This is a genomic window from Gimesia alba (genome assembly GCF_007744675.1).
Classification (GTDB): Bacteria; Planctomycetota; Planctomycetia; order Planctomycetales; family Planctomycetaceae; genus Gimesia; species Gimesia alba.
Genome location: NZ_CP036269.1, coordinates 5,946,537 through 5,963,788, shown reverse-complemented (window position 1 = coordinate 5,963,788; position 17,252 = coordinate 5,946,537). Strand labels below are relative to the sequence as shown.

The window sequence follows — 17,252 nt, the reverse complement described above, 5'->3', positions numbered from 1 at the left end:
AACAACATGACCCCGACCTCAGATTGCCAATGAGGGGTCTGCATCACATCAGAAACAGGCCTGCCACCATGATTGTGATGCCGGTCGCTTTGGATGTCAGCATGTGCTGCAAACGATCAATCATTTTTTCGTTTGCTTGCAGTTCTACAATTTCCTGCTTTTCAACTTCTTTGCGGAGTTCGGCGTTCAACCATTCCAGAACCGAGATGCTCAGGTTCTGAGAAGTATCTTCCGTTTCAGCTGAATCAGCATGGCCCAGACCTGTGGCCGATGGTCTGGTTGTCTTGGATTGACACTGCTGAGGGGAAATCATTAACTGTTGCATGCTGGCCCATTTCTTTCTCGGTGGTATTCCGAATTCAGCAACTGATCACTCTGAGCACAGGGAGGGAATGATTCAGTGATGAAGGATTCAATCATTGTCCCTGTGAAGCGAATCAGTTTAAGGAGGGAACAGTACTTGTATCGTAAAGTTTGCAGTGTTTCCCTCATGTATTGTTTACGGATTTCAGATATTTGAGGGGAGAATAGAAAGATGTATCGATTATAGGTGTCCTGCACAGAAGACAGGACAGCAGGCTTCAGTGCGCCATCTGGAATCGATATGATAGGGAAACAAGATCAGAACATGTTTCCTTGCAATCACCGATTTAACTTTGACTTTCCTGAAAGAGAATCTTCGATGAAATCCCAGTTTGTCTGTTTATCACTGATGGCCGTGATGTGCTGTCTAATGGGGTGCTCAGGTTCGGCACCGACTGAAAAACAAAAAGAGGAAGCACTCAATGAAGTTCCTGCCATTGATTTGCCTGAAAAAACGTTAGAATCGTTATTTGATGTCGAAGATGGTTTCACGCTGCTTAGCTTAAAGGACTTCAAAGAGTTCCAGGGAAAATCAAAAGAACCAGTCAAAGATCCCACTTGGACTGAGAAAAATGGTGTGATCTCCTGCACGGGCCAGCCGCGGGGCTATCTGCACTCGCTCGAAAGTTTGGGAAACTGTACCGTACGGCTGGAGTACCGCTTTCCGGAATCGGCTGAGAAAAATGAAAACCCCAACACCGGCTTCCTATTTTTCATCACCGGCGAAAATCGGATCTGGCCAAAATGTCTGGAAGTACAGGGGAAATTTGAGGAGATGGCCCACATCAAATCCAACAGCAAAGAAATCACTCTGGAAGTGACCGACAATCAGGCGGCCCGCGAATCTGCCAGACGCCCGATCGGCGAGTGGAACGCCATCGAAGTCGTTTGTAAAGATGGTGCACTGACTTCGGTCTTGAATGGAACCCCCATCGCTTCCAGCAAGCCGAGTGAACTCAAGTCAGGTTTCTTCGGTATTCAGTCCGAAGGAGACGCTGTCGAGTTTCGTAATATCCGCGTGCAGAAATTAACCGATTAGGTGTTTTGCTTTGCATTAGACTGCCCGTTCTCTTTAAAATAGGCAGACTGACGTCTTGAGTCTTATTTTTAACTAACCGTGGAGCGATCATCATGCGATTTCGATTACTGCTGTCTTGCTGCTTGCTGGCATGTACCCTGTTGCTGACCCCCTCCTATTCCCAGGCCGAATCTGGAAAAACCAGGGTGTTGATGTTGACCCAAAGTAAAGGTTATACGCATGGTTCAGTAAAGCGAAAGGATAAGACCGAGCTGGCACCAGCCGAAATCGCCATGGTCCAACTGGGCAAGCAGTCCGGCCTGTTCACGGTCGACTGCACTCAGGATGCTGCCGCTGACTTCACGAAAGAGAATCTGAAAAACTATGATCTCGTGATGTTTTACACGACGGGGATGCTTCCGATCAAAGAAGAAGATATGCAATATTTTCTGAATGACTGGCTCAAACAGAAAGGGCATGGCTTCATTGGCTTCCATTCTGCGACGGATACCTATAAGACGTATGAACCCTATTGGGATATGATCGGCGGATCGTTCAACGGTCATCCCTGGAATGCGGGCAACACGGTGACGATCACTGTGCACAACGCCGACCATCCGGCCATGAAGTCATTCGGGAAAGAATTTCAAATCAAAGACGAAATTTATCAGTACAAAAACTGGCAGCCGGAAAAAGTGCATGTGCTGATGAGTCTGAATATGGAAAAATGCAATCCCAAACGTCCGTATCAGGTTCCCGTTGCCTGGGCGAAAGAGTGGGGGCAAGGCAAAGTCTTTGTGAATAATCTGGGACACAACCCGCAAACCTGGGCGAACCCTGTATTTCAAAAATCGGTCATCGGAGCCATCAAATGGATTCGTGGCGATGCACCCTCCGCGGTTCCCGTGAATCCGGAACTTTCCAAACGGGAAGATGCAAAAGCGGCCGCTGCTACTAAAGCCGCTGAGAAGTAAATTCCCCGGCTCAAGTTTAGTGCAGGTAAACCAATGTCGAAAGTAATCGTCTTGACTGGTGCGACCCAGGGATTGGGCCGTGCCATGACCGCCGGGTTCATTGAAGCCGGTCATACCGTGATCGGCTGTGGTCGGTCAGCAGAAAAGATCGCTGCGCTGTCGAATCAGTATGGTGCTGCGCATCAGTTTTCGGTGGTGGATATTTCTGATAACAGTTCTGTCCAGTTTTGGGCCGCCAGTGCGATCGACCGGTTCGGCGCGCCGGATCTGCTGCTGAATAATGCGGCTCAGATCAATGAGAACGCGCCGCTGTGGGAAGTGCCCGCGGAAGACTTTGATTCCATTATCGATGTGAATATCAAAGGTACCGCCAATACCATTCGCCATTTTCTGCCTGCTATGCTTGAGCAGCAGACGGGCGTGGTTGTGAATTTCAGTTCCGGTTGGGGGCGTTCGACTTCCGCAGAAGTCGCCTCGTATTGTGCGACGAAATGGGCCGTCGAAGGTTTGACGCAAGCATTGGCTCAAGAACTGCCACAGGGCATGGCAGCGATCCCCTTGAACCCGGGGATTATTAATACCGAAATGCTGCAGAGCTGCTTCGGATCGCATGCCGCGCACTACCCGACTGCGGAGGAATGGGCAGAGACCGCCGTCCCCTTTCTGTTAGGCCTGTCAGCTCGGGATAACGGAAAACAATTGACGGCTCCTGGTTAGAAAATGGACTCAAAAGACCGGCATGGTTCGCTTTTTTCCGCGGAATGGTAATTCACTTCGAGTTTGAGTAAACTCGGGGAAGTCAGACCCTTTTTACCCTCACCGCCATTCACTTTGCATTCAATGAGTCATCTACCATGGCCAAATATTATAAGTATAAAACTCCCGCCGATGTCGTCGCCGATTCAGAACGTTTAGGCTGCCCGATTCAGGTCTCAGACAATTTTGATGTGCTGTATCAACCGATTCAAATCGGTCACCTGGAAGCCAAAAGTCGTCTGGGCATTCAGCCGATGGAAGGCTGTGACGGCACCGCCGACGGCTTTCCCGATGAATTGACCTACCGCCGCTATCAACGCTTTGGTGCAGGCGGCGCATCGTTAATTTGGGGTGAAGCGACGGCCATCGGCCCCGAGGCACGGATGAACCCGCGGCAGTTGATGATCAACGACAAAACGGCGTCTGCTTTAGAAACCATGCTCGGCGGTTGTCGCGACGCACACAAAGAAGCCTTTGGTTCTGACGACGGACTGGTCATTGGCCTGCAACTGACGCACTCGGGTCGCTTCAGTTTTGAAAAGCCACTGGTTGCGACGCGGGATCAGGTGCTTGATCCACGAACGATTGATAAATCGACGGGCCGTCCGATTGATGACAGCTATCCGGTTCTCACTGACGACGATTTAAAACGCATCGAAGATCAATATGTGACCGCCGCAAAACTGGCCGAGTCAATCGGGGTCGGCTTTGTTGATATCAAACAGTGCCATCGATATCTGCTCTCGGAATTACTGGCTGCGAAAAACCGGCCGGGTGAGTATGGCGGCTCGTTGGAAAACCGCACGCGTCTGGTACGGAATGTCGTTAAACGCATTCGGGAAGAGTGCCCGAGTCTGGTGATCGGCACTCGCATGAACGGCTACGACGGGATTCCCTATCAAGGTGTGGGCGATGACTTTGTGGGAGCGCCCTGTCCTCATGAGTTGCCTTTACAGACGGCCTTTGGTACTGACCCGAATGACCATTTAAAAGAAGACCTGACTGAACCGCTGGAAGTGGCTAAGCTGCTCAAAGAGTGGGGCGTGAGCATGATCAATATTTCGAACGGGAACCCGTATGCGAATCCGCATATTGTGCGTCCTGCCGAGTTCCCGCCGACCGATGGTTATCACGCACCCGAGCATCCCCTGATCGGCGTTGCACGCCACTTCCGGATTGCATCGCAGATCCAGGCCGCCGTTCCTGATATTCCGGTCGTGGGCAGCGGTTACAGTTGGCTGCAGGATTTTGCGATGCACGCCGCTGCCGCTAACGTCGAACAGGGAAAAATCTCCATCGTCGGCATGGGCCGCGCCACTTTGTCGCAGCCGGAATTTGCCAAACAGCTGAAGGAAGAAGGAAAGCTCAAACGGAAAACTGTCTGCCGTACGTTTTCTTATTGCACCAACCTGATGCGCACGAAGGACCATCCACTGGGACAGTACCCGACAGGATGTCCTCCGTTTGACAAAGAGGTTTACGATCCGCTCTGGAAAGAAGCTAAGGCGAAGCTGGAAGAAAAACAGAAACCGGCGTCTGAGTAATCAGGCCGCCTGTTGCAGAGGCGATTCTTCTGCCTGTTCTCCGGCGATGATTTCCTCAACCAGACCAGCGTAGTCTTTGGCGCCCGGGCACGAACTGGAATAATCAAACACAGATTGTCCGTAGCTGGGGGCTTCTGCCAGTTTGATGTTTCGTCGGATTCGACTCTGGAAGACTTTGGCATCAGCCCAGGGAGCCTCCGGATCGCTTTCTCCCAAAAAGGCACACAAGTCGTCGGTGACGTCGGCTGCCAATCGGGTTCCCGTTTCGTAGAGACATAAGACGACGCCGGAAACTTTCAAATTGCGATTCAAGCGACGCCGTACCAGAGCCGTCGTTTCCAACAGCTTGGATAAACCCTGCAGCGCAAAAAAGTGAGGTTGCAGAGGAATGATGACCTCGGTGGCAGCCGTCAGAGCATTGACCGTTAACACACCCAGAGAAGGGGGGCAGTCCATAATCAGGTAATCAAAGGGTTCCGTTTCCGCCATTTTCTTGATGGCCTCGCGAAGAACGATTTCCCGGTTTTCGGCGTCAACCAGTTCCAACTCGGTTGCCGCCAGATCTAGTGTTGCAGGAACCACCCATAAATTTTTAGCGACCAGTTGGCGGGTTTCTGCCAGAGTTTTGAATCCCGAGAAGACATCATAGGCCGTGGGGACATTTCCCATCGGTTCAATTCCCAGATGCAACGAGGCATGCCCCTGCGGATCGAGGTCAACCAGGCAGACTTTTTTGCCCTGCATCGCCAGCCCGGCAGCCATGTTCACACTCGACGTCGTTTTACCGACGCCCCCCTTTTGATTCATGATTGCAATGATACGCATCGGGAGTCCCTTCCCTCTTTCTCTTCAAAAACTGGGTCACATACTTGTTTCAAACGCTTATTTTAATTCATCTTACGTCAATGGTGTCAAGCCGGTGACATAAGTGAGACGGTGTCATTTCTGACCTGAAGGTGGGGCAGTATATCGGGAATTTCCATTTGTGGAAACAGGAATTAAGGCACCACAAACAGGATTTTTTGCAGGGGATCAAGGGGGGGGGGAATTGCCGGAGCTGTCCATTTTTAATGCGTCGAAAAGTCACAGATTGTTTTTCAAGTTATCGCGAACCAGGTCGGGGAGATTCGAGTTCGCTCTCTGCGTTATTTTCACTTTCAGATACTGGATAAGGATCACTCTGTCGTTGCAGAACATAGAGCACATGCTGGGCACGCAGATTGGCCAGCCAGGCGCGTTCGACGGCACGATGGTTGATGATCGGAATTTCCTGGAGGATTTCGATTCCCAGCAGCCGCATCAGGTCCTGGAAATCATGCATCGACATCAGGTGCAAGTTCGGCGTGTTATACCATTCATAGGGTAAGACTTCCGTGACCGGGGCACGCCCCTGTTTTAAAACCTGGAGTCGAATCCGCCAGTTGCCAAAATTGGGCACCACAACCAATGCCCGCTTGGCAACGCGCACCATTTCTTCCAGTAGCTGTTTCGGTTGTAACACCTGTTGCAGCGTCTGGCTCAAGACGACGTAATCGAAGGAGCCGTCGGGAATGTCCTGCAAGCCTTCATCCAGGTCGGCCTGAATCACTGGAACTCCGCGGGCGATCGCGGCGTGATGTTGTGTGATATCGATTTCAATGCCCAGTACCGAAGCCCCGCGTTCTTCGCGCAACCGGGCCAGCAGACGACCATCGCCGCAACCCAGGTCGAGAACGCGACTGCCTGGCTGAATCTGTTCCAGCAGCAGTTTATCCGTCATTTCCAGTGACGGGTCCTGCATACAGTATCGATGTTGTGCACACATAAAAAAATCCGCATCAATCTTTGAGTCTCACACCAGCCGCGTGGCTGCTGCACTCAATTATGTCTTTTGAGCACTCTCCATCAGCCGGCTTTGATAGGCCTGTTCCAGAAAGGGAGTAATCATGTTTTGCAGTTGTTCAATTTCAATCAGAAAGGAGTCGTGTCCGAACGGGCTTTTTAATTCGATAAACGATACATGTTTGCCGCATTCAATCAGCGCTCGCAGAATTTCTTTACTTTGAGTGGTGGTAAACAGCCAGTCCGAGTCATAAGAAGCAATTAAAAACCGAGCATCAGTTTTGCCCAGAGCGTTGGTCAACGAACCATATTGCGATTCAAGATCAAAATAGTCCATCGCCCGCGTGAGGTAGAGATAGCTGTTGGCATCAAACCGTTCCACGAATCGTTTGCCCTGATAATGCAGGTAGCTCTCGACCTGGAACTCGACTTCAGGCAGCATTTCATAAGTAAAGGTGTCGTGATCCTGCAGACGTCGACCGAATTTCATTTCAATCGACTGGTCTGACAGATAAGTGATGTGGGCAATCATGCGGGCCAATGCCAGACCATAGCGAGGGCCGGCGCCTGTTTCGTATTCCCCGTCTTTGTATTCGGGATCTGTTTTGATGGCGCGTCTGCCAACAGCGTTAAAGGCGATTCCCTGGGCCGAGAGTTGGGCCGCTGATGCAAGGCAAATCGCGCTGCGTAACTGATCCGGAAAACGCGCGGCCCATTCCAGGACCTGCATGCCTCCCAGACTCCCGCCGATCACAGCCAGTAATTGATCAATGCCCAGATGCCGGGTCAATGCGGAATGGACTTCGACAATGTCACCCACAGTGATAAAGGGAAAATTGAGACGATACTGTTGGTTGGTTTCGGGATTGATGCTTCCGGGGCCCGTAGTTCCCTGACAGCCGCCCAGCACATTCGCGCAAATGACAAAATATTTATCGGTGTCCAAAGTTCTGCCGGGGCCAATCAGATCATCCCACCAGCCCGGTTTTGCCTTTTCGTCATCATCTTCATAGTATCCGGCTGCGTGAGCATCTCCGGTCAGCGCATGACAGATGAAGATGGCATTGTCTTTCGCCGGCGTCAATTCGCCATACGTTTCATAGGCCACCTGAATCGGCCCCAGTTCTCCACCCCCCGCCAGTTTTAACCAGTGAGGAGGCACAAACAAGGTCGCCAGTTGGGTCTGAACAAAACCCACCCCTGAATGTTGGCGGGCTTCCGCTGTTTCCTGTTGTGTTGCCATAGAAAAAATTGCTTTTCAGATTACCTGCAGAATCGACGTTTCTCTTTTATCGTGGAATCAGTATACCGAAGGTCTTCCGGAATTTCGACACGGGTCCGATTCATTAAATCGGGATCTGTTCTCATTTTAGACCGGCTTTCACCGTAAATGGGCTCATTTAAGGAATATTTACGGAAAATGAGGCTGAAGCGATGAGCAGTAGAGCCTGTTTCCTGCACTCCTCAAGCTTTATGCCAGGGTAGAGGATAGGAAACATAACTCCTTTACTCTGCCAGTTCCAGGAAGCGGTCGACCCGGCGATCAATGATATCGATACTCTTGTTCCAGAAGTCGGCTTCCCCCAACTGATAGCCAAATGTATTCGAGACGGCTTCTTCAGTAACCTGACACCCGGTGGCAATCAGCAGTTCACGGTATTTGGCTGCGAATTCCGACGGATCGGAAAATGTATCTGCGAGAGCATAAACGCCGAGGGAGAGTAAATAGCCAAACGTATAAGGAAAATTGTAGAACGGTAATTCGCTGATATAAAAATGCAATTTGGAAATCCAGAACTGCGGATTCCAACCCGCATCATCCAGGGCGCCCGCATACGCTTCTTTCTGTGCTTGTTGCATCAACTCAGAGAAACGGTCAGGCGTCAATTCGCCTTCCTGCCGCTCCTGATGCAGCCGGTCTTCAAACAGGAAGCGGGAGTGGATATTCATCATAAAGGCGACCGCGTCTCCCAGCATGCCATCGAGAATCTGCAGTTCTTCTGCTTTCGACTTTGCAGCTTTCAGACGTTGTTCGCCCAGCACTGCTTCGGCAAACGTGGAAGCGGTTTCCGCCAGGTTCATTGGATAATCGCTGAGTGCATAAGGCACATCTTTGAGGACATACGAATGATAGGCGTGTCCCAGTTCGTGCGCCAGTGTTGACATGCTGTCGGCGGAATCGGTGTAGGTCATGAAAATGCGCGACTGCTTCTGAACAGGGAACGTCGTGCAGAAACCACCCTGTCGTTTTCCCGGACGATTCTCGGCTTCAATCCAGTTTTCACGGAGTGCCCGTTCGGCGAATTCACTCAAGTCGGGACTGAACTGGTCAAAGGAATTGACAATCAATTCGCACGCGCGATCGTAGGATATCTCCGGCGATTCGCCGCCCGTCAGGGGGAGTGGCGCATTCAGGTCGTACCAGCAGAGTTGGGACAGCCCCAGCATTTCGGCTTTCTTTTCCAGAAATTGCACCAGCTTCTGTTTCCGCTTCGAAATGACAGACCACATCGTATCCAGAGTGCCGCGCTGCATCCGATTATAAATCAACGGGGCATCCAGATGGTCGGTGACCGGCAGGTGGCTATAGACAGTGAGTCTGGTTCCCGAGAGATGATTCAACGCGTCAGCACAGGAATCGGCGATCGTGTCCCAGGCTTTGTTCGCAGCGAAGAAATTATTTTCGCGAATCGAACGCTCTGGCGAATCAAAGTGGACCTGGCCAGGAGACCGTTCCACCAGTTCCCCCTTTTCCATAATCCGAATTTTCAGATCGCCCGATAGACGGTCATACAAACGTCCCCAGGCATGCAAACCGTCGACCGCCAGTTGCGACGCCAGAATCTCCTGTTCTTTAGGCAGCCTGAGTGTTGCATTCCGTTTGCAGTCTTCCAGGAAGAATTGAATCTCTTGAATCCGCGCATCCTGCTGGCAGAATTGCTGCAGGACTTCATCCGAAAGTTCACGCACGGTGAGCTGCAGTTGTGTTTCGATGTTTTCGCGTAACGGACGGATACTGGCCAGACGCGCCATTAAGGTCTGATAGTGTTTGTTGTTTGCATCTTCGGAACAGTAGCACTCCAGGCAGGCAAACAGTCCTGATAATTCGGCGATGGCAGCCTGGTAGTCTGTAAGAAAATCACCCCAGACGCTGGCATCCGTTTCTGGATTGGTAGACGTAGACAATTCAGCAACCCGCGTCACCAGCTCCTCCAGCGACGTTTTCATCTGCTTCAAAGCATTTTCAAAGTCAGCGTGGTCCGGATGAGGGTACAGGGAAGCCAGGTCCCAGGTCAGGGGGTACGAAATTGCCTCAGTCATGGTGATGAATCCCGATCAGAGAGAAAGAAGTTGCGATTATGCCTTGAATGTATTCTATTGACGGTCATGTCGTCAATTAAACTCAGCCGGATTCGAAAACTCGTTTCTCTTTCGAATAATTCAAACAGGCGTCAGTTGACGATGGTATAATGAGAGTATCCGAAGTGAATTGAAAATATAGAGATCAGCTGGAATCACAATCAAGAAAGCGAGCTGCATTGAAATTCAATACCCCCACCATCTTAATGTGTCCGCCCGATTATTATGGGATTGAATACGAAATCAATCCCTGGATGAGCCGCAGTCAACAGAGTAATCTCGACGTGGCCCGGCAGCAGTGGGAGGCCTTGCATCAGCTTCTGCAGACTTTGAATGCCCGTATTGAGTTGATAGCACCCGTCAAAGGGCTGCCCGACCTCGTCTTTACGGCGAACGCCGGACTCATCTGGAAAGACAAGGCATTTCTGTCCCTGTTTCGGCATGAAGCGCGACAGGGAGAAACCGCCGTCGATCGGGACTGGTTTCAAGAGGCTGGCTTTGAAACAATTGAGATGCCCGACGATTATTTCTTTGAAGGGGCCGGCGATGCGCTGTTTTGCGGAGACACACTCTTTGCCGGTTATCTGATTCGCAGCGATGTGAAGGCCCTGCAATGGGTAGCCGGTGAAATGAACTGCCGCGTGATTCCGTTACAACTGGTTGATGAATTCTATTATCATCTCGATACCTGCTTCTGTCCTCTCAGTGAGACGGAAGCCATTTATTATCCACCCGCTTTTGACAGCTATGCGCAACAAGCTTTAAAAGAACATATCCCGCATTTGATTCCTGTTGTGGATCAGGAAGCGCAGCGGTTTGCCTGTAATGCCGTCGTGATCGGGAAATCGGTGGCCTTGAATACAGGCTGCCCTCAACTGGAAAAAGATCTTAAGGAACGCGGTTATGAGGCACACAGCACGCCCCTGGATGAATTCATCAAAGCAGGCGGCTCTGCGAAATGCCTGACCTTAAGGCTGGATGGAGAGTGTGCGGCTGCTTGGTCTTGAGGCAGCATTGTAGTTCAAACGCTTCATACGATAGACACCCGACGAGGTCGTTTCGGACGGAAAGAAACGCGAGCCGTCGTTTGCCAGTGAGAGATCTCGGGTGAGCGAAACATGTTTCAAGGGCACAGCGGGCGTCGAAGCTTCAAACGTTCCGATGCCGGGAGAGACCAGTGAAACCTGGACTTCACCGAGCGCGTAAACATTCGGGTTCTGTTCAGGGATCGGCGAAGGTAATAACACAATCCAGGTCTGATCAGTCAGCTGACCTGCACCAAACGCGTTTCCAACGCGCGGAGTCTGTGTGCGTGGCGTGGTCGAGCAATTACGCGTCCATTGCGCGAGCGAAATCGTCTCAATCGGTTTCGCTAGAAATTGCTGATCCCAGACAGGTAACAGCAATTGACGCTGGCCATACAGGGTGATGTTAACATTTCCGGAAATCCGAGCGGGATTGCCCATTCGGTCAAAGCCCTGCACGCGAATCGCCAGTGCATTCCAGTCCGCTTTGCCACGTGTATTCAGCGGAGTCGCCTGGACTGCAATCTGTGTCAGTTTCCCCAAGATCGGATTCGCTGCCGGGGGTGGTGGGAAGTCTTGCGGTTGCGGGGGTGCTCCCAAAGCCCGTTGGGTTGCCTGGGAACGCATCAGTTCCAGAGCAAACCCACGTTCCAAAGTCGGAACGCCTTCAGGATAAACCTGATTCAACATCGGCTCATAAGCACTCAGCGGATCATCATGAATGCCAATAATTGTGCCACGACTCCGACTGGAAGTGCAAGGACGCGGTAATCGGCAATGAAAATCCAACGCGGGGGCTTTCTCAGACAGATGCCGGAGGGAAGTCGCTCTCTCTCTTGGATCATTTTGAATGGATGTGAACGTAGCTGGCTGAATCAAGTGTCGGTTTGATGAAGCCAGTTGAATTGTTTCCTGATCATAGTGCGAGCCATCAATCGAGAGTCGCTTGATCTGCTCCAGTGAAAGTGTTGAGGAAACAATGCCTTTCTGGCAAGCTGATTCGAGGATCAAAGTCGACGAGGCGCCCCACTCAATTCGGTCGGCAGTGAGGGCTCTTCCGTCTGTCAACTCGATTTCGATTCCTGCCTGGAGGAGGGAACTCGAACCCAGACTCACTGTCAGAATGATGAGGGCGTAGCGAAATCGACGTTGCATGGTGTTCCCCGGGTGAAGAGTCAAACAGAACCGCCGGTGAGGGCGAAATGTACTTTGTCAAACAGCACTAAGAGGCAAACAGTGCGCCTGAGATCAGGTCGGTGCTCTTTCAGGAACGTGCGAAAGCAAGGTTTTCCAGGGCGCAGGCAATCTGTCAGGGTTATGCCAATTGCAGTTAAGGAGAAATCAGGAAAAATGTTCGATTACCGCCAGAAACCGAGCGGTTGTGCTTCCTTCAAGCAGAGTTCCGTGAAGGGGGGCTGCTGTGTTGTTTCAATCGTTTAACACGATCCACTGAGAGACGTATCAATGTCTTTACAAAGGCAGCATGAGAATTCGGCAGCCTGGATTTCGAAAGAGAGGTCGATTTCGTGGCGACTTTTCACCGGAATAAACGGGGATTTAGACGACCTGAGTCTGCGAGATTACACAAAGTCTGCTGGATATGGCACTTAGACCGGTAGATTCCCGTAAACAATCTTGCGAATATGCTTGACAGCAAGGAACGAAAGCGTGATGATCATGCATAACCAGGGACGTGTTGTCCGGATGCAAATTGATGTTAGTCTAATGGGAATATCTGTTTAGGTGATTCCTTTTTTAGTCGAAGCAGATATAATTTGTTACTTTATTCAATTCGTTTTTATGATCGATTCCGATCGGGCCAGGCAATCGTAGGTATTTCACGTCAACGATAATGTATTCATAGGGAATGCATGTGCCAACGTCGGATTTTGTCTTTTTAGAAGAGGGTGGGCTGGAATTATGGCAGCTGGTCACCGTCGTGTTGACATCGAGGAAGTCAATGATGTCACCATTGCAAAGTTTATTGACAAGAAGATTCTTGATGAAGGAAACATCCAGATCATCGGGACGCAATTATTCGGACTTGTCGATGAAGATGGGCGCAAGAAGATTATTCTCGACTTTTCCAATGTCGAATATCTTTCCAGTGCAGCACTCGGAAAGTTAATTACACTGGATAAAAAAGTTAAAAAGGCAAAGGGGAAATTGAAACTTTGTTCAATTCGTCCTGATATCTATGAAGTATTTGCCATTACGAGACTGAATCAACTTTTTGATATCGCCGAAACACAGGAAGCTGCTCTCGAAGGGTTTTAGCTTTGGCTCGGGAATGGCAGGTTCGGATGCATTCCCAGTCGTTCACAAAGCACTCTTGGAGAACAAAATGTTGTGAGATCTTTCAGCAAGGAATTCGGGCGTTGATTTTTGAATCTGTTTTCCTGAAAACTGCTTGAACTATCTCTAAATAGTAACTGGATAATCACCAGAAATCGTGTGCTGGCCAAATACATGTCATCGGACGAACACTTTGAAGTAACGATTCCCAGCGATACCTCGGAAGGTCAGGCTGTTCAAGCCAGGATTGTCGAGGCTCTTGAGGTACGTGAGTATCCAGATCGCGATGTCTTTGCCGTGCGCCTGGCTCTGGAAGAGGCGTTGGTGAATGCCATCAAGCATGGGAATCGCATGTCGCCTGACAAAAGCGTTGAAATCAACTGCTGGTTGAGCGACGAACGGGTTCGCATTGAAATCCAGGATGAAGGCGAAGGCTTTGACCGGACCGATGTCCCGGATCCTACCCTGCTGGAAAATCTCGAACGCCCCTGTGGCCGGGGAATCATGCTGATGGGGGCCTTTATGAACCTCATCGAATACAATGAGCAAGGCAATAAAGTCACCTTGGAAAAGATCAAAGGGGTGGCCCCCGAGCAACCGGACGCCGAAGCTGAGTGACACAAAACAGTTACGATGTCCGAAATCCGCCTCATTTTTCTTGAGAATTTTGCCAGAACCCAAGTGGATCATGATTAACTTCGGTTGACTTCATCTAATTCTCACAATATCTTATACGCATAACGTGGTTGAGAGCTTTCTTTTACCACGAACATAGTCCTCGATAGCTCAATCGGTAGAGCGAGCGGCTGTTAACCGCTAGGTTCAAGGTTCGAGTCCTTGTCGAGGAGCTTCTTGTTATGCTTAGGAACAAGCATGACCCATTACTTGTCAAAAACGCCGGTCGAGAAATCGCCCGGCGTTTTTTGTTGATCCATGATCATAGTAGACATGTTCACTATCTGTTTTGAGATACAATGTATCAGGATAATGATAGAACCTTAGGGAAAAATCAGGCAACACGAAATCATCTTCGCTCTCCTTCGTAATCGGGAGTCTTGTTGGTGAAAATCATTCTTCAATGAATCACGATCTAACGGTCGCCGTTGAGTAAGGGGTCAAGCAGTCATCTGCACCAGCACAAAATATGGATGCGATTCAAACGACAGTTGTTCAATTATCTACACCTCTCAGCCTGACGCTGATTTTTGTGGGAACATCGCTTGGTATCTTCGTGGGTGCGATTCCCGGGTTAACCGGCGCCATGTTGATTGCACTCACGTTGCCGTTGACGTTTACGCTCGATCCTCAACTGGCGATGACATTGTTAGTGAGTATGTATGTGGGATCAATCAGCGGTGGCTTGATAACCGGCACACTCTTGCGAATGCCCGGCACGCCCGCCTCTGTTATGACAACGCTTGATGGATACCCCATGTCGCAACAAGGTCAGCCCGGTCGTGCGCTGGGGCTGGGAATTTATGCTTCCCTGGTGGGTGGTTTAATTTCCTGTGTGTTTTTAGTCACCTTGTCTGCCCCGATTGCCCGCTGGTCAACACAATTGGGACCTTTTGAGTACTTCTCGCTGGTGTTGATGGCCCTGGTGCTAATCGCGACCATTGATGGTGCATCGCTGACGCGCTCACTCTTTTCGGGAACATTGGGAATTTTGGCAGCCATGCCGGGAATTTCCGCAGCCACTGGCGAAGTACGACTCACATTCGGGTTCACTCCTCTCAATGGTGGTTTCAAATTGTTGCCCGTTTTAATTGGAATGTTTGCGATCAATCAGGTGCTGCGCGATATTGCGAATATTGACAAGAAAGTTCCGCGCGTCTCGGTAACACACAGTGGGTTGTGGCTTACTTTCAGAGATTGGAAAAATCAATGGGTTAATATGTTGCGGTCTTCCTTTATTGGAACATTTATTGGAATACTTCCCGGCATTGGTGCCAACATCGGCTCGATAGCCGCTTATTCAGCCGCCAAAAACAGTTCCAAAACTCCACAGAAATTCGGTTCCGGTTCTGCTGAGGGGATTATTGCTTCAGAAGCAGCCAATAATGCGACTGTAGGAGGCGCTTTAATTCCACTCGTGGCGATGGGCATCCCTGGCAGTGTGATCGATGCCATTTTGCTCGGCGCATTAGTTCTGCATGGTTTGCAACCAGGTCCGCGGTTATTCAGCGATCATCCCGAACTCGTGCATACCATTATGGGGACCTATTTTCTGGCAAACCTGGTCATGTTTGCGGTGATGATTGCATCAGTCGGTTTTCTGGCAAAACTGGTACGGTTTCCACGTCCTTTTTTGTTACCCATTATTCTCACCTTTTGCATTGCCGGAGCATTTGCGTTGTCGAACCGAATGTTCGATGTCTGGGTGATGCTCGGTTTCGGGCTGCTGGGACTGGTATTAGAGCGAAACCGAATCCCATTGGCACCCTTTGTCATTGGTTTTGTCTTAGGTCCGATTGCGGAAGAAAATTTGTGCGCCGGGCTAATGTCATCGCATGGTAGCTGGTTACCGATCATCACTCGGCCCATTTCTTTACTCTTTGTCGCCATCTCTGCATTATTGCTGATTGTGCCGCTTGTGCGTCGGTTCCGCAAACAATCGGACAGCAAAAAAGAGACCTTGCATGATGATGCCGAAAAGACGACTGCTCTTAATTCCTCAGAAATATTGAGTGAGAACGCAGAAGATGAGTCTCACTCATTTTGGAGTCGATACGGTTTACCAGTTTGGCATACTGTTGCGGTGACGGCCATTATTGGCATGATCGTCTTTCAGTTTTCTGGTTTCTTCGCGAATCAACATGAGCTGACGCAATTTCCACAACGCCCCGTTCAGGTTGTCGTGCCGTTTTCTGCAGGAGGCGGAACGGACCTGTTTGCCAGAATCATTCAAAAGTCCATCACCGAGAATAAGCTGCTGAAACAACCTGTCGTCATCATTAATCAGCCGGGGGGCAGTAGTACGATTGGGAGCCGAAATGTCAAACAGGCGCGGGCCGATGGTTACAAAATACTCTGTAACCATGAGGGGATTATTACATCGAAATACTCCGGCAAAGTGAACTACGGTCCGGAGGCTTTTGATCCGATTGCCCAAACGGGAGAGATTAACCTGGTGGTAGCAACGCATCAAAATGCCCGGTACAAAAATCTGGCTGAGCTGTTGCATTACGCCGAGAACCATCCTGGTAAAGTTCAATTTGGAACCAATTTCGGGGCAGTCGCCCATTTCGCTGCCAAAAAGATAGAACAGGCCTCTGGTGGTGAATATTTTAATTATGTGCAATCGGGAGATGGGCAAAAGCGATATACGATGCTCATTGGTGGTCATATCGATGCCACCATTTTTTCGCTGGCAGAATTTCTGTCCTATCAGGGAGACGGGCAGATTCGCGCTTTGGCAGTATTGTCTGACAAGAGGCAAGCCGCCCTGCCGGACGTTTCGACGGCTCGCGAACAGCATATCGATGCCGTGGTTGGTAACTCGTTTTACTGGTGGGCACCCAAAGGTACTCCGCAAGAGCGAATTGATCTACTGGCAGATACACTGGAGCGGGCGATGCAATCCGATTCTGTGCGGAATAGTTTGCGGGTGTTGTCTATTGCACCGGTGTTTTATCGGGGCGAGAAATTAAATGAGAACATCAGCCAAAGTGAGAAGAAATTTAGCGAACTGGTTCCCGGATCAACAGTTCAGATTCCTGATTTTCCTTTCTATATGATCATGGCAACTCTCTCATTGATGAGCATTATCGTCGTACAGGAAAAACGTCTCAGTCAAACACCGTCAACAAATAGATTCTCAAGCTGCAAGCCGCGCATCTGGCTGGCCATTTGTTGTTTTGTACTGCTTTGCTGTTATGTGCTGGTGTTAGAACAGGGCTGGCTCAGTTACTGGCTGGCAACTGCATTTATGGTTGCAGTCACTGGCGGAGCTATGGCAAAATGGCAACCGAGGTATTTGTTAATTCTCATCGAACTCTCTTTGTTGACTGGTTTGGGTACAGAAATTGTGTTCACATCAGTATTCTCTGTTGTACTGCCCTAACTGGTTCATTCCAGCGCAGAAAATAGACCTCAC

The 17,252-nt window shown here is 50.1% G+C and carries 14 protein-coding genes and 1 tRNA gene; 9 read left to right on the top strand and 6 right to left on the bottom strand.

What is annotated here, in order from left to right; translation table 11 throughout:
* Positions 1-43: 43 nt before the first annotated feature.
* The gene (locus Pan241w_RS22100) at positions 44-325 is read right to left on the bottom strand and encodes a hypothetical protein (RefSeq protein ID WP_145220033.1); all 282 of its coding nucleotides are present in this window, start codon (positions 323-325) and stop codon (positions 44-46) included.
* Between the two features lie 357 nt (positions 326-682).
* Between Pan241w_RS22100 and Pan241w_RS22095 the strand changes: the two genes are divergently transcribed.
* The 4 genes from Pan241w_RS22095 to Pan241w_RS22080 all read left to right on the top strand — a co-directional run bounded on the left by Pan241w_RS22095 (position 683) and on the right by Pan241w_RS22080 (position 4,655).
* Positions 683-1,402: a 3-keto-disaccharide hydrolase gene (locus tag Pan241w_RS22095; protein WP_198000082.1), complete on the top strand. Its 720-nt coding sequence runs from the start codon at positions 683-685 to the stop codon at positions 1,400-1,402.
* 92 nt (positions 1,403-1,494) lie between these two features.
* A complete protein-coding gene (locus Pan241w_RS22090; protein ID WP_145220029.1) occupies positions 1,495-2,355 on the top strand; it encodes a ThuA domain-containing protein in 861 nt (286 codons plus the stop codon).
* A 33-nt stretch (positions 2,356-2,388) separates the two neighbouring features.
* Positions 2,389-3,072, top strand: coding sequence for an SDR family oxidoreductase (locus tag Pan241w_RS22085; protein WP_145220027.1), 684 nt, complete (start codon positions 2,389-2,391; stop codon positions 3,070-3,072).
* A gap of 137 nt (positions 3,073-3,209) precedes the next feature.
* Entirely contained in the window at positions 3,210-4,655 is a 1,446-nt protein-coding gene (locus Pan241w_RS22080) for an oxidoreductase (RefSeq protein WP_145220025.1), read from the top strand.
* On the opposite strand, the gene Pan241w_RS22075 is transcribed toward Pan241w_RS22080, so the two are convergent.
* The 4 genes from Pan241w_RS22075 to Pan241w_RS22060 form a co-directional block, all read right to left on the bottom strand.
* Complete coding sequence (locus Pan241w_RS22075; protein WP_145220023.1) at positions 4,656-5,480, bottom strand: ParA family protein; 825 nt, start codon at positions 5,478-5,480, stop codon at positions 4,656-4,658.
* 277 nt (positions 5,481-5,757) lie between these two features.
* On the bottom strand, positions 5,758-6,414 hold the full coding sequence (metW, locus tag Pan241w_RS22070) for a methionine biosynthesis protein MetW (RefSeq protein WP_232107234.1): 657 nt from the start codon (positions 6,412-6,414) through the stop codon (positions 5,758-5,760).
* Positions 6,415-6,516: 102 nt separating this feature from the next.
* Complete coding sequence (metX, locus tag Pan241w_RS22065; RefSeq protein WP_145220021.1) at positions 6,517-7,719, bottom strand: homoserine O-acetyltransferase MetX; 1,203 nt, start codon at positions 7,717-7,719, stop codon at positions 6,517-6,519.
* A gap of 263 nt (positions 7,720-7,982) precedes the next feature.
* The gene (locus tag Pan241w_RS22060; RefSeq protein ID WP_145220019.1) at positions 7,983-9,797 is read right to left on the bottom strand and encodes a M3 family oligoendopeptidase; all 1,815 of its coding nucleotides are present in this window, start codon (positions 9,795-9,797) and stop codon (positions 7,983-7,985) included.
* Positions 9,798-10,015: 218 nt separating this feature from the next.
* Here Pan241w_RS22060 and Pan241w_RS22055 point away from each other — a divergent pair, with 218 nt between their 5' ends.
* The gene (locus Pan241w_RS22055; RefSeq protein WP_145220017.1) at positions 10,016-10,843 is read left to right on the top strand and encodes a dimethylarginine dimethylaminohydrolase family protein; all 828 of its coding nucleotides are present in this window, start codon (positions 10,016-10,018) and stop codon (positions 10,841-10,843) included.
* On the opposite strand, the gene Pan241w_RS22050 is transcribed toward Pan241w_RS22055, so the two are convergent.
* Positions 10,805-12,016 (bottom strand): hypothetical protein, encoded by a 1,212-nt coding sequence (locus Pan241w_RS22050; protein ID WP_145220015.1) that lies wholly within the window; start codon positions 12,014-12,016, stop codon positions 10,805-10,807. The genes Pan241w_RS22055 and Pan241w_RS22050 overlap by 39 nt on opposite strands.
* A 765-nt stretch (positions 12,017-12,781) precedes the next feature.
* On the opposite strand from Pan241w_RS22050, the gene Pan241w_RS22045 reads away from it, so the two are divergent.
* The 4 genes from Pan241w_RS22045 (at position 12,782) to Pan241w_RS22030 (ending at position 17,219) form a co-directional block, all read left to right on the top strand.
* The gene (locus Pan241w_RS22045; protein ID WP_145220013.1) at positions 12,782-13,138 is read left to right on the top strand and encodes an STAS domain-containing protein; all 357 of its coding nucleotides are present in this window, start codon (positions 12,782-12,784) and stop codon (positions 13,136-13,138) included.
* A 192-nt stretch (positions 13,139-13,330) separates the two neighbouring features.
* Positions 13,331-13,774 (top strand): ATP-binding protein, encoded by a 444-nt coding sequence (locus Pan241w_RS22040; RefSeq protein ID WP_232107233.1) that lies wholly within the window; start codon positions 13,331-13,333, stop codon positions 13,772-13,774.
* Positions 13,775-13,931: 157 nt separating this feature from the next.
* Positions 13,932-14,004: transfer RNA gene (locus Pan241w_RS22035), tRNA-Asn, on the top strand.
* Between the two features lie 296 nt (positions 14,005-14,300).
* On the top strand, positions 14,301-17,219 hold the full coding sequence (locus Pan241w_RS22030; protein WP_145220009.1) for a tripartite tricarboxylate transporter substrate-binding protein: 2,919 nt from the start codon (positions 14,301-14,303) through the stop codon (positions 17,217-17,219).
* The last annotated feature ends 33 nt before the right edge of the window (positions 17,220-17,252 follow it).

What these genes read in the sequence shown, in the direction of transcription:
- Pan241w_RS22100 (WP_145220033.1), bottom strand. Translation starts at nt 325, where the DNA reads ATGCAACAGTTAATGATTTCCCCTCAGCAGTGTCAATCCAAGACAACC.
- Pan241w_RS22095 (WP_198000082.1), top strand. Translation starts at nt 683, where the DNA reads ATGAAATCCCAGTTTGTCTGTTTATCACTGATGGCCGTGATGTGCTGT.
- Pan241w_RS22090 (WP_145220029.1), top strand. Translation starts at nt 1,495, where the DNA reads ATGCGATTTCGATTACTGCTGTCTTGCTGCTTGCTGGCATGTACCCTG.
- Pan241w_RS22085 (WP_145220027.1), top strand. Translation starts at nt 2,389, where the DNA reads ATGTCGAAAGTAATCGTCTTGACTGGTGCGACCCAGGGATTGGGCCGT.
- Pan241w_RS22080 (WP_145220025.1), top strand. Translation starts at nt 3,210, where the DNA reads ATGGCCAAATATTATAAGTATAAAACTCCCGCCGATGTCGTCGCCGAT.
- Pan241w_RS22075 (WP_145220023.1), bottom strand. Translation starts at nt 5,480, where the DNA reads ATGCGTATCATTGCAATCATGAATCAAAAGGGGGGCGTCGGTAAAACG.
- metW (WP_232107234.1), bottom strand. Translation starts at nt 6,414, where the DNA reads ATGACGGATAAACTGCTGCTGGAACAGATTCAGCCAGGCAGTCGCGTT.
- metX (WP_145220021.1), bottom strand. Translation starts at nt 7,719, where the DNA reads ATGGCAACACAACAGGAAACAGCGGAAGCCCGCCAACATTCAGGGGTG.
- Pan241w_RS22060 (WP_145220019.1), bottom strand. Translation starts at nt 9,797, where the DNA reads ATGACTGAGGCAATTTCGTACCCCCTGACCTGGGACCTGGCTTCCCTG.
- Pan241w_RS22050 (WP_145220015.1), bottom strand. Translation starts at nt 12,016, where the DNA reads ATGCAACGTCGATTTCGCTACGCCCTCATCATTCTGACAGTGAGTCTG.
- Pan241w_RS22045 (WP_145220013.1), top strand. Translation starts at nt 12,782, where the DNA reads ATGGCAGCTGGTCACCGTCGTGTTGACATCGAGGAAGTCAATGATGTC.
- Pan241w_RS22040 (WP_232107233.1), top strand. Translation starts at nt 13,331, where the DNA reads ATGTCATCGGACGAACACTTTGAAGTAACGATTCCCAGCGATACCTCG.
- Pan241w_RS22030 (WP_145220009.1), top strand. Translation starts at nt 14,301, where the DNA reads ATGGATGCGATTCAAACGACAGTTGTTCAATTATCTACACCTCTCAGC.